This is a genomic window from Robertmurraya kyonggiensis (assembly GCF_005116465.1).
Classification (GTDB): Bacteria; Bacillota; Bacilli; order Bacillales; family Cytobacillaceae; genus Robertmurraya; species Robertmurraya kyonggiensis.
This window is the reverse complement of the sequence record NZ_SWBM01000001.1, coordinates 104,707-116,642: the sequence shown is the minus strand read 5'-3', so window position 1 is coordinate 116,642 and position 11,936 is coordinate 104,707. Positions and strand designations below refer to the sequence as shown.

The window sequence follows — 11,936 nt, the reverse complement described above, 5'->3', positions numbered from 1 at the left end:
TCCAATCCTATAATGCTTTCACTAATCCCCCATCGACCACAAATGACTGTCCTGTCACATACGTATTTGCACCTGACGAAAGAAATACAACCATTTTCGCAAATTCATCTGGTCGACCATAACGGCCCATTGGGATAGACTTTTCTGTTTGTGTCTTTAACTCCTCGTATGATACCCCAACTTGCTTAGCACGAATTTCATCCAATTCAGCGACCCTATCCGTTGCAATCCTTCCTGGTCCAACTGTGTTGATTAAAATATTGTCCTTCGCAAATTCCTGAGATAAGCTTTTTGAAAGACCGACGATTCCTGCACGAAACGTATTAGATAAAAGTAAATTATCAAGTGTTTGCTTGATGGAAGAAGAAGCAAAATTGACAATCTTTCCTGCTCCCGTCTTTCTCATATATGGTAAAACTTCGCGAATCAAACGAACAAAGCTTAATAAATTTAATTCATATGCCTTTTGCCAATCTGCATCTGAAAATTTATCAAATCCCCCAGCAGGAGGTCCGCCGGCATTGTTAATTAAAACATCGACTGTGCCATTCCATTGCACAGCTGTTTCTACCAAACTTTTAATATCATCTGGGTTTGTAATGTCACATACTGCATAGCGGACATGAGGATTACCAGTTTCGTTCTTGATTTCTTCGACTACTAGTTCTAATTCTTCTTGATTTCGACTGCTGATTACTACATGTGCTCCCTCTTCAGCAAACTGTTTCGCCGTTGCTTTCCCAAGTCCTTTACTTGCTGCAGTGACAATAACTGATTTTCCTTTTAGTTGTAAATCCATTTATAATTCCCTCCGTATCGATTAGTTTTTAAGATCTTTAACAGGGTTTACTAATGAAGTAAATCCTTCAATTTCACAAGCAACTACATCTCCATCACGAATAACGACTGCACCTGGCGTACCAGTTGAGATAATATCCCCAGGTAATAGTGTCATTACTTTTGAGTGGAACGAAACTAAATTCCATGGTTGGAACGTCATGTTAGAGACTACGTTTTTTCGGTGTAAGGAACCGTTAATCATTGTTGAGACTACTAAGCTATTAACATCTTCAACCTCATCCGTCGTAACCAGTTCTGGGCCAAAGCTAAAAAATGTGTCAAAGCTTTTAGAGCGTGTTAAATAGCGTGGGTTTCTCTGGAGAATATCCTCAGCAGTCATATCGATAATAGTCGTGTAGCCTGCAACATAATGAATCGCGTCTTCTTCTGAGACATCCTTACACTCTTTCCCAATAATAATGCCTAGCTCTGATTCTGCTGTTGTTCGCTCTGATTGATGTGGAATCAAAATCGTGTCTTCAGGTCCGATTATTGCAGTATCTGGTTTCATAAAGCTAGCAGGTTCCGTATTAGGCGCCACTTCACTTAAGTCAGCTGCATGCTCTACATAATTAAGTCCAATTCCCCAAATTTTACGTGGATGACGATACAATGGTCCAAATGAAACTTCTTCTCTTTCTAAGCTTTCCACTTTTTCAAGTTCGTTCAAATCAGCAGTATACCAATCTCTTAATTCATGTAATTGTCCAGTTTGAATTAATTCAAATAGATTCGTTTTCCATTCCAATCCCAGAGTTTCATTAATCTTCTCAATCGCATATACTTTTTCATTGACCAATACTACAGCCGTCTCTTTACCGTTTAATTTCACTGTTCCTATTCTCATCTTTTAATCTCCTTTTTATTGAATTTATAATGAGTTGAATTATAAGTTATTAGACATTATGAATTGATTTAGAAACGACAAATTTAGCTTGCTCACCTTTTTCAATGGATGAAATATTGTCAAAAGCCATATTTAATACCCTAATTAGCGTATCTTTTGTTCCAGCACCAATATGCGGGGTTGCAATAACCTGATCAAATTGAAAAAGTGGATGATTAGCGTTTGGAGGCTCTCCCTCCCAAACATCAATTCCTGCACCTGCGATTTTACCAACAGATAGGGCTCTTGCCAGCTCATCTTCATTGACAATTCCACCGCGTGAAACATTAATGAGAACAGCTGAAGACTTCATTAAGTCAAATTCCTTTTCACTGAGCAAATGTCTAGTTTGTGGTATTAAAGGAACATGCAAACTGATAATATCAGCTTTTTTGAGCAACTCATCTAGTTGGCAATAAGTCGCATCTACTTCCATTTCAATCTCAGAAGAAGCTTGCAGAACGTCATAGTAGATAATTTCTGTACCAAACCCTTTTGAAAGCTTGGCTGTCTCCTGTCCGATATTACCAAATCCGATAAATCCATGGACCTTTCCCGATAATTCATAAGAAGAAAGCCTATGTTCCCACATTTGCCATTCGCCATTTTTAGTAGCTTTATCTAATACAATTAGTTTTCTGTATAAAGCTAGTATTAGGAGTATCGTTAACTCTGCTACTCCTGTAGCATTTGCACCAGGTGTATTGGAAACCGTGATTTCTCTTTTGTCCGCTTCCTGTAAATCAATATTATCAACACCAATACCTGTCTTTTGAATATGCTTGACTCTTGGTAGTTTTTCAATTAACGAACGATCCACCTTTTCTGTTGCCATCAATAAATACTCTGCTTCTGAAAGAATGGAATCTAGAATCTCGCCCTCATATTCTGCTGCAAATTTCAATTCAGCCTGTTGAGGTTTCGCATCCAGTAACATTTTTTTCATTTCAGGAAAAACCGGATCTAAATAAACAACGTTCATACAATGCCTCCTTTTAGGATCTCCTCATACTTAATTGTGGGTACTCCATATTTTTGGCTGATGGACACAAGGCTGTCGATGACTTCGGCTGAAATCGGAATTCCTTCAGCTAGTCTAGTTTTTTCTAATTCAAGTTGAATTTCACCTGGAAGATAGATTTTTTCTACACCCTCCATCTTTTTCAGTTGGCGAATTTCTTCAATAATTTGGTCCATTCTCTGTTTAAAATTTGATAAATCTTCAAACAAGTCAGCCCTCATAGCAAAGAAAAACTGCCCAACATTTTGTTCATTTTCAAAGTCATCAAATAAACTACCAATATATGGTCCATATGCTGCACCAGTGAATAATCCTGATAAAATCTCTACAAGAAAAGCAATCCCGTACCCCTTTGGTCCTCCGCTTGGTAAAATTAATCCATCGAGCGCCTCTTCTGGATCCGTAGTTTCCCTTCCATCTTTCGTAATTGCCCATCCTAATGGAATCTTCTTGTTTTCCTGTTTGGCTAATATGATTTTTCCCTTTGCCACCACCGTTGTCGCCATATCAAAAATAATATTCAATTGGTTTCCAGCAGGAATACCGTATGAAATGGGGTTGGTTCCAAAAAAGATCTCTCGTCCACCCCACGGCGCCATGGACGGTGGTGCATTTGTAACAGCTAACGCAATACAGTCTTCATCTGCTGCATAGCCAGTATACGCAGCTAACATTCCCGCATGATTGGAACCTTTGATCCCAACAATTCCAACACCGGACTGTTTGGCTTTTTCCACTGCAATCTTGATCCCAGCTGTTGCGAGCGGAATTCCCATGCTATTACATCCATCAATCAGCGCACTAACAGGCGTTTCTCTTAATCTCGTATATTGAAAATCTTTATTAACAATTCCCTTCTCCAGCCGCTTTGTATAAATATCTACCTTACTAACACCATGGGAATCGATACCCCGTAAATTAGCTAATACAAGATGGTCCGCTATCGTTTTCGCTTGCTCCTCGTCTAAACCTACAGCTTTGAAAATTTCATTCACCCAATCTAATAAATGCACTTTTTCCATTAGGATATTTTTCATGAACGTCCCCCACTTTTTATGTATTGGGCAAAGAATACAATCGGATGATGTACCATCAAAATCTCTCCTTTATTTGCTTCACAACTTCTTTCCCGATTTCAAGCGAAGCGGTTGCTGCCGGAGATGGAGCATTACAAACATGCAGACTTTTTTTACCTTGTACAATATGAAAATCATCAACGAGTGAGCCGTCACTTTTCAATGCTTGCGCTCGGACACCTGCACCACCAGGTTCTAAGTCTTCAGCTTTAATTTCTGGAATTAAGGTCTGCAGGCTTTCCACAAATTTCTTTTTACTAACTGAGCGCACCATTTCATTAATGCCCTCTCTCATATTTTGACTTGCCAATTTCCAGAATCCTTTATAGCATAAAACTTCAGCTAATTCCTTTACATTGATATCTGTTTTTTTATAGCCTTCTCGTTTAAAGCTTAATACTGCATTTGGTCCTGCCTCTATCTCTCCACCAATCATTCTCGTGAAGTGGACACCAAGGAAAGGAAAATCAGGATTCGGAACCGGATAAATTAGGTTACGAACTAAGCTCCTTCGCTCGTGCTTCAGCTTGTAATATTCACCGCGAAACGGAACGATTTTCATATCAATTTTATATCCTGCTAATCTAGCAATATTGTCGCTGTGTAAGCCTGCACAGTTGACTAAAAACTTCGTTTCATAGGAGCCTTGGTTCGTTTCTACTGTAACTCCATCCTGAAGCTCTTTGATTGCTCGGACGGCTTCCTGACACCGAATTTCACCTCCATGTTCCTGAATCAATTCTGCAATTTTTTCAGAGACCTGTTTATAATTCACAATCCCTGCTGCAGGTACATGAATGGCTTCAAGACCATTTACATGAGGTTCAACTTCTAATAATTCATCTCGAGTAAGCTTTTTGATATTTAGCTCATTTTGCAGACCACGCTGATAGAGATTTTCTAATAACGGCAATTCCTTCTCATTCGTTGCAACAATCACTTTCCCACAAATATCGTGTTCAATCTCATATTTTTGGCAGAAATCAACCATTGATTGACTACCCTGTTTTGCAAACTTAGCTTTATAACTTCCTGGCTTATAATAGATACCAGAATGGATAACACCGCTATTATTTCCAGTCTGATGTGCGGCCAGCTCTTTTTCTTTTTCTAAAAGCAAAATTCTTTTATTCGGAAATTGTTCCGTTAGGGCTAAACCTACTGACAAACCAACAATCCCTCCACCAATAATTGTAAAATCGTACATCCCCTCATCTCCCTAGACATTTATCTCACAGCTCTTGGCTAATAGTTCAACCAAATGCACAACTTGAACGTTTTCAGATTGTCCCTCACGTTCGACACCTAACTTCATTTGCAAGTGGCAGCCAGGGTTTGTTGTTACAATGATCTCCGGTTTGACCTTTTTCACTTGTTCCATCTTGTCATCTAAGATATCCATTGATTCGTGATAATTGACGATATTGTAAATCCCCGCAGACCCGCAACACATATCCTTTTCCGGAATCTCTTTATAAGTAATACCTGGTATGGATTTAAGAAGCTCTAACGGTTCATTCGTTCTCTTTTGTACATTCGTCATATGGCAGGATGGCTGATAAGTAACCGTTTTACGGATTTCATTTTTAAAAGGTAAAGGTAAATTGCTTAATAACACGCTAATATCAACGTTTTTTCTGGCAAAATTCTTTGCCCGCTCCGCCCATTCAGGTTCATCTGCGAGAAGATGGTCATACTCAACTAACATCGCACCACAGCCACCAATACTATTTACAACAAAATCAAATTGGTATTTTTCAAAGGCTTCAATATTTTTCTTTGCTAATTCCTTTGTAATTTTCGTTTCCCCACTGTGATTTTGCAGAGCACCGCAGCAAGTTTGCTCTTTTATCACCTTTACCTCACAGCCTGCCGCTTCGAGCAATTTAATACTAAGTGCATTAATGGATGAAAACATCGTATTCATAATGCATCCTGTGAAAAACCCAACCGAGTAAGTAGGGACTTCTTGTACAGGTGCACGCTGAACTCTACTTTTTGTTCGAATCGGACCTGCCACTTCTGGTAATATTTTTTCAAAGCTTGCGATATTTTCAGGGAACTGTTTTAAGATTCCTAGCTTGCGCGTAGCCTTTTGCAAGCCACTTTTTTGGTAAAAAGATAAGCCCGCTCCTGCCATTGTTAAAACAGTATCCGAAGGCAACACCCGATTAAAAAAGAAAGATTGAAACATCTTGACTCTTTTTGGCATTCTATTCCTTCTATCTTCTTGAAGGACTTCCTTCGCTGATTCTAAAATTTTTCCGTATTGAACATTCGTTGGACAAGCCGTCTCACAAGCTCGACAACCTAAGCAAAGGTCAATGGGTCCTTCTAACTCAGACAGAGAAATCTTGCCTTCTGCAGCCATCTTTACGAGATTAATTCGACCTCGAGGAGAATGAGTTTCCTTCCCCATCGTTTTGTAGGTTGGACAAGCAGGTAAACAATAACCACATTGAACACAATCGAAAGTTTCTTGGTAAGCTAGATTTGTTTTACTCATCAGTCAGCACAAGCCTTTGCCCTATTTCAGGAAATATTTTGCCCGGGTTTAAGATATTTTTAGGATCCCAACTTTGCTTGATTCGCTTCATCATATCTAACCCCACTTCACCTAATTCCATTTCCATAAATGGAGCCTTCATTGTGCCAATTCCATGTTCTCCCGACAGGGTCCCACCTAATTCAATTGCTGCTGTAAAAATCTCTTCAACTGCCATTTCTACTCGTTTCATTTCTTCCTGATTTCGCTTATCAGCAATGATATTAGGATGTAGATTGCCATCACCCGCATGACCGAATACGACCAAATCAAGGTTATATTTATCTTTTATTTCTTTTAATCTTTGAAACATAGCTGGAATCTTACTTCGCGGGACCGTAGCATCCTCAGAAATCTTTGTCGGCTTCACTCGCACGATAGCAGGAGAGACTAATTTCCGCGCTCTCCACAATTTCTCAGCTTCCTCACTTGTGGCAGCCACCTTCACTTCCCTTACTCCAACTTCTTTACATACTTCCTGTACCTTTAACATCTCATCAGCAATTGCCATTGGATGTCCATCTAACTCGATTAAAATTAATGCCTCTACATCGGTTGGAAGACCTAACGGACGATAGGCTTCTACAGCTTGTATAGAGGCTTGGTCCATAATCTCCATCTTAGCTGGCAATATTCCAGAGTTTAGAACTTTCGAAATAGCTCGGCCAGAATCTACTAAATCATCAAATAGAGCCATTAATGTTTGGGTAGAAGCAGGCTTTGGATAAAGACGAAGAATCGCCTCTGTAATAACTCCTAAAGTTCCTTCTGAGCCAACTATTAATTTCGTGAGGTCATATCCTGTTACATTTTTCACAGTCCTACCACCTGTTCGGATAATCTCTCCTTCTGGTGTAACAACCTCTAATCCAATCACATAATCCTTGGTAACCCCGTATTTTAGACCCCTTGGTCCTCCTGCATTCTCTGCTAGATTTCCACCAATTGTAGCGATATTGGAACTGCTCGGATCTGGAGGATATATGAGCCCCTTCTCCATTGCTTTTGCATTTATGTTCCCTGTGATTACTCCTGGGGACACTATCGCTACCATGTCTTCGGAGTCAATTTCAAGATTCTGGTCCCATCTTGATAAATCAAGAACAATTCCACCTTTTACAGGAAGAGGACCTCCACTTAAACTAGTGCCTTGACCACGTGGATACACGGGAATCTCAAATTGATTTGCTAATTTCATAACTTTCGCCACTTCTTCAGTTGCTTTCGGTTGAACCACAATATCAGGAACAAAAAAGCCAAATGAAGCATCATATGAATAGCTATATAAATCAGCTTGATCAGTTAGGATTCTTTTTTCATCTGGGATAATCTCACCCATTAAATCTATCAAACGCTCTCTATCCATTTTGATTCCTCTCCATTTTTTGTTGACTTATACGATGGATGTAACGCTGTTTAATTCCTTGTAGATGTACCCACGCTGCCTGTCTAGCTTGTTCAGGAGAATTATTCATGATCGCCTCATAAATATGACGATGTTCCAATTGCACTTCGTTATTTAACTGTTGATTCTTCATAGAGGTCTCTCTACTTTCTGCTAAACTATGAATCATTTTATCTGAGATTAAATTCATTACCTCAAGCATCACGGGATTATTGGCAGCCTCAACAATCGTAAAGTGAAAACGAAAATCCTCCTTACTCGCTACTTCTCCTAGTTTTTCAGCCAAAACAAGTTCATTGAAAACCACTGTAAGCTTTTCTTTTTGTTCTTCTGTAATTCGGCTCGCAGCGTAAAAGGCTGCATCGCCTTCAATCGCCTGCCGTAGCTCAAACAAATCCGTAAACTTTGTTTTGTTGCTCGCTATCACTTCAGAAAATTTCGATAATAAACTTTGATGTGAATCCTCTATTAAAAACATCCCAACCCCTGGTCTCACTCGTACAATACCTGCTGTTTCCAAAACGGTTATCGCTTCTTTCACCGATGTTCTAGAAACACACAATGTCTCAGCCAGCATTCTTTCAGACGGAAGCTTGTCACCAGGCTTTATCTGTCCTTGTTCAATAGCCTGCTTGATTTGATCGATAATCACTTGATAAATACGCTTTTGCTTCCTAATTGGCTCAAACTCCATCTTTCTCCCCCTAACTGTCCTAGAGGTCTAGTGGACTGTCCAGAATAATGTAAGGAAAGGAACGATGGGTATCGCTCCTAATCCGAAATTATTGTCTAACGATAAAACGTCCTTTTTCCTCATTTCCCCACTGTAAAACAAATTCTTCTTTATTTGAGATAGGTCCTACTCCTTCTGGTGTTCCAGTGTAAACAATATCCCCTTCATCAAGACCAAATTCTTGATGAATATGTTCTAGCATCGATTGAAAATCAAACATCATCAATTTGATATTGCCATGTTGTACACGCTCACCATTTTTTAATAAAGAAAAGTTCGTTTCCTTACACGCTTCTGTTCCTGGAAAATCCCAGAATTCTGTTATGATTGCTGAGTTTTTAAATCCTTTTGCACGGAGCCAAGGATACCCTTTCTTCTTTAAATCAAATTGTAAGTCTCTTAAAGTAAAATCAATTCCAAGTGCCATTTTCGTTACAACATCATCCACTTTAAAATCGTCTCTTACTTTTTTACCGATATAAAGAACGATTTCTAGTTCATGATGAATTTCACCTTGATCACTAGGAAACAAAACTTCCTTGCCATCCGCTTTTACTAAGGCATGTGTTGGCTTTGAAAAAAGAATGGGTGATTCAGGGATTGCATTCCCAAGTTCGGTTGCATGTGCAGCATAATTACGACCGATACAAAAAATATTGCGGATATCCATCTTATACCTCTATCCTTTTTATTTTTGTTTAGAAACTCGTTTATCTCCAAGCTTTATTCTTGTATTTGTTAAATGTTCAATCACAGCAGTACGTGCAGCTATACCATCACCATTCTTAATGGCATTAAAAATGTTCACGTGCTCTGTAAAGACTTCCTTCCTCTTCTCTTCCCACCCAAGATTTTTCTCAAGTGAAAACATCAATGATTTCACATGAAGTTCTGATACATTTTCCATAGTCTGGGTTAGAAACGGGTTATAGGCAGCTCTCACAATTATCCTGTGAAAGGCATAGTCTTCCTCATACCCAATCTTAAATTGATCTTCACTAGCTTTTCGGAAGGCCTCAAGGGCTTCTTCTAGGTCAACAATATCCTGTGGTTTATATCGCTTGGCAGCTAGAAAAGCAGCTTCTGACTCAATAATCGTCCGCATTTCTAATAAATCTTGTACCTGCTGGACTTTTACCATTTCAAATTGGACATGCTCGAGCATTTCTGCCAGGTTCACTTCCCTCACCCAGCTGCCTCCTCCTTGAGTTGACTCAATTAATCCGCTCGCTGCTAGAACACTTAGTGCTTCCCTTACAGGAGAACGACTTACACCAAACATCTTAGCTAACTCTGTTTCAGATGGAAGCTTACTATTATAAGGAAATTCACCTGATTTAATCATTTTTTTCAATTCTTCAAGTACTAAGCTAGATACCTTTTCTCTTTTAATTCGCATGGAACTCTTCCTTTACATCGTATTTCTCTGTACTTTAAGCTCCTACTTCAGAACTCGGCTGAATCTCTATTTTCTTAGAACGAATAATATGAATCGCCAAGAGTAAAATGACCAATCCAAGTCCGACTAAATCAGTTACAATTCCAGGCTTAATTAAAAGAAATGCTGCTGCAAAAAAACCAATCCGTTCTATAATCGTTAATTTTGTTCTAAAGAAATTAAATACGGCAATCGCTAGGGTAAATACTCCTAGTAAACCTGTTAATAGTACAGGAATGGCACTCACGAATGACGCTGATCCCCCTGCTTCATTTTGCATCACCATTATTGGGTTATAAGCAATCATGAATGGTATAATAAACCCTGGTAAACAGAGCTTCACCGCGGTCCATGATGTTTTCATTGCATCCGCTCCTGCAATCCCTGCAGCGGTATAAGATGCTAAGGCCACTGGAGGTGTTACGTTAGAAAGTGCACCAAACCAAAATACAAAGAAATGAGCCGCAATTGGGTTTACTCCAGCATCTACAAGTGCAGGAGCAGCCGTTACTGCTACGACAATATATAAAGCTGTTGAAGGCAGACCCATACTTAAGACAATACAAGTAATCATGATCAGTAGAAGTACGATAGCCAATACGCCACCGGAAAGTTCAATAATGTTATAAGCAAGAGTAGAGCCAAGTCCTGTCATCGTAACAACAGCAATAATAATTCCGACAGACGCACATGCGACTCCAACTTGAATCGTTCCTTTTGCTCCATCAACTAAAGCCTCTACTGCTCTTCTAAATGTAATTCGGTTCGACTTATCCTTGGTTAACCAACTCGTAATAATAACTGTGATAATCCCCGTAAAACCTGCAAACAAAGGAGTTCTTCCAGTTAATAACGTACCTATAATAATGATAATTGGCAGTAAGAGAAGACCTCTTTCTTTTAACACTCCCCGTACCTGAGGAATCGAATCCTTGCTCATTCCTTTTAGACCAAGCTTTTTCGCTTCGATATCAATCGCAAAGATAAGAGCAGCATAATAAAGTAGGGCAGGAATAATGGCAGCCAAAATGATCACATTGTAACTAACTCCTAAAAAGCCAGCCATAATAAAAGCGGCAGCTCCCATAATTGGTGGCATAATCATACCACCTGTTGAGGCAGCAGCTTCTACAGCTCCTGCAAATCTAGGTTTCAGTCCAAGACCTTTCATTAGTGGAATAGTGAAGGTTCCCGTAGTTGCTACGTTTGCGACAGCACTTCCACTTAGCGTACCAGTTAGTGCACTAGAGATTACAGCTACTTGGGCTGGGCCGCCACGACGTTGTCCGGCAATGGCAATCGCCAAATCATTAAACAACTTTGTTGCACCGCTTGCATTCAGGAACGCTCCAAATAGTATGAAGATGATGATATAGGTAGTGGCAATTGAAAATGTCATACCAAAGACACCTTCAGTAGTCATATAGACGCGGTATAACAGTCTCTCAAGAGAGAAACCTGCATGTGCAAATAACCCTGGAAACATTGGTCCATACACGGCATAAACAAGTGCAATTAATGAAAGTAAAGGAATAAAAATCCCTATGGCTCTTCTTGCAACCTCGAGTAAGATCACTATTGTGATAATCGCAAAAATATAATCCTGTGTGATGGCCTGTGACATCCTCACATTGTGAATGACAGAATAATTGAATAGTAGATATAGCCCCCCAGATAGTCCTATGACAGCTAAAATCACATCCAGAACGGAAAACTTAACTCTACTTCCCTTCTTTGTTGCTGGATAGAGGAGAAAACCTAAAATAAATAAGAAACCTAGAAAAATAACATTTCTATAGATTTCTTGTATATTCATAAATCCATTAACATAAATAGAGAAAACGGAGAGACCAATTGCAAAACCAGCCACAATCTTAGCCTGTGTTCCAGTTAATTGCCGAACTCCCCCACCGCCTTCTTTATCCAAATCCATTTCTTGACCTGCTTTAGGTGTCTTTTTAATCTTAAGCATCCTAATCCACCTTCCTTCTG

Annotated in this window: 11 protein-coding genes; all 11 read right to left on the bottom strand. The window is 39.4% G+C overall.

The annotated features are described in order from the left end of the window. Nucleotides 1–7: 7 nt before the first annotated feature. Complete coding sequence (locus tag FA727_RS00665; protein ID WP_136828823.1) at nucleotides 8–799, bottom strand: SDR family oxidoreductase; 792 nt, start codon at nucleotides 797–799, stop codon at nucleotides 8–10. A gap of 21 nt (nucleotides 800–820) precedes the next feature. After that, nucleotides 821–1,687 (bottom strand): fumarylacetoacetate hydrolase family protein, encoded by an 867-nt coding sequence (locus tag FA727_RS00660; RefSeq protein ID WP_136828822.1) that lies wholly within the window; start codon nucleotides 1,685–1,687, stop codon nucleotides 821–823. 49 nt (nucleotides 1,688–1,736) lie between these two features. Then, nucleotides 1,737–2,708: a 2-hydroxyacid dehydrogenase gene (locus FA727_RS00655; RefSeq protein ID WP_136828821.1), complete on the bottom strand. Its 972-nt coding sequence runs from the start codon at nucleotides 2,706–2,708 to the stop codon at nucleotides 1,737–1,739. Then, complete coding sequence (locus FA727_RS00650) at nucleotides 2,705–3,784, bottom strand: Ldh family oxidoreductase (protein WP_136828820.1); 1,080 nt, start codon at nucleotides 3,782–3,784, stop codon at nucleotides 2,705–2,707. Before FA727_RS00650 ends, FA727_RS00655 begins: the two co-directional genes overlap by 4 nt. Nucleotides 3,785–3,839: 55 nt before the next feature. After that, nucleotides 3,840–5,030 (bottom strand): L-2-hydroxyglutarate dehydrogenase, encoded by a 1,191-nt coding sequence (gene lhgD, locus FA727_RS00645; protein ID WP_136828819.1) that lies wholly within the window; start codon nucleotides 5,028–5,030, stop codon nucleotides 3,840–3,842. Between the two features lie 12 nt (nucleotides 5,031–5,042). After that, nucleotides 5,043–6,329 carry a (Fe-S)-binding protein gene (locus tag FA727_RS00640; protein ID WP_136828818.1) on the bottom strand — a complete coding sequence of 429 codons (1,287 nt, stop codon included), beginning with the start codon at nucleotides 6,327–6,329 and terminating at the stop codon, nucleotides 5,043–5,045. Then, a complete protein-coding gene (locus tag FA727_RS00635) occupies nucleotides 6,322–7,734 on the bottom strand; it encodes an FAD-binding oxidoreductase (protein ID WP_136828817.1) in 1,413 nt (470 codons plus the stop codon). Before FA727_RS00635 ends, FA727_RS00640 begins: the two co-directional genes overlap by 8 nt. After that, complete coding sequence (locus tag FA727_RS00630; protein ID WP_136828816.1) at nucleotides 7,727–8,467, bottom strand: FadR/GntR family transcriptional regulator; 741 nt, start codon at nucleotides 8,465–8,467, stop codon at nucleotides 7,727–7,729. Before FA727_RS00630 ends, FA727_RS00635 begins: the two co-directional genes overlap by 8 nt. A gap of 88 nt (nucleotides 8,468–8,555) precedes the next feature. Beyond that, nucleotides 8,556–9,176, bottom strand: a complete 621-nt coding sequence (locus FA727_RS00625; protein WP_136828815.1) for a fumarylacetoacetate hydrolase family protein — start codon at nucleotides 9,174–9,176, stop codon at nucleotides 8,556–8,558. A gap of 18 nt (nucleotides 9,177–9,194) precedes the next feature. Then, nucleotides 9,195–9,905: a FadR/GntR family transcriptional regulator gene (locus FA727_RS00620; protein WP_136828814.1), complete on the bottom strand. Its 711-nt coding sequence runs from the start codon at nucleotides 9,903–9,905 to the stop codon at nucleotides 9,195–9,197. Nucleotides 9,906–9,939: 34 nt separating this feature from the next. Continuing rightward, nucleotides 9,940–11,916, bottom strand: coding sequence for a TRAP transporter permease (locus tag FA727_RS00615; RefSeq protein WP_136828813.1), 1,977 nt, complete (start codon nucleotides 11,914–11,916; stop codon nucleotides 9,940–9,942). Between the last annotated feature and the right edge of the window lie 20 nt (nucleotides 11,917–11,936).

What these genes read in the sequence shown, in the direction of transcription:
- FA727_RS00660 (WP_136828822.1), bottom strand. Translation starts at nt 1,687, where the DNA reads ATGAGAATAGGAACAGTGAAATTAAACGGTAAAGAGACGGCTGTAGTA.
- FA727_RS00650 (WP_136828820.1), bottom strand. Translation starts at nt 3,784, where the DNA reads ATGAAAAATATCCTAATGGAAAAAGTGCATTTATTAGATTGGGTGAAT.
- FA727_RS00640 (WP_136828818.1), bottom strand. Translation starts at nt 6,329, where the DNA reads ATGAGTAAAACAAATCTAGCTTACCAAGAAACTTTCGATTGTGTTCAA.
- FA727_RS00665 (WP_136828823.1), bottom strand. Translation starts at nt 799, where the DNA reads ATGGATTTACAACTAAAAGGAAAATCAGTTATTGTCACTGCAGCAAGT.
- lhgD (WP_136828819.1), bottom strand. Translation starts at nt 5,030, where the DNA reads ATGTACGATTTTACAATTATTGGTGGAGGGATTGTTGGTTTGTCAGTA.
- FA727_RS00630 (WP_136828816.1), bottom strand. Translation starts at nt 8,467, where the DNA reads ATGGAGTTTGAGCCAATTAGGAAGCAAAAGCGTATTTATCAAGTGATT.
- FA727_RS00625 (WP_136828815.1), bottom strand. Translation starts at nt 9,176, where the DNA reads ATGGATATCCGCAATATTTTTTGTATCGGTCGTAATTATGCTGCACAT.
- FA727_RS00615 (WP_136828813.1), bottom strand. Translation starts at nt 11,916, where the DNA reads ATGCTTAAGATTAAAAAGACACCTAAAGCAGGTCAAGAAATGGATTTG.
- FA727_RS00635 (WP_136828817.1), bottom strand. Translation starts at nt 7,734, where the DNA reads ATGGATAGAGAGCGTTTGATAGATTTAATGGGTGAGATTATCCCAGAT.
- FA727_RS00620 (WP_136828814.1), bottom strand. Translation starts at nt 9,905, where the DNA reads ATGCGAATTAAAAGAGAAAAGGTATCTAGCTTAGTACTTGAAGAATTG.
- FA727_RS00655 (WP_136828821.1), bottom strand. Translation starts at nt 2,708, where the DNA reads ATGAACGTTGTTTATTTAGATCCGGTTTTTCCTGAAATGAAAAAAATG.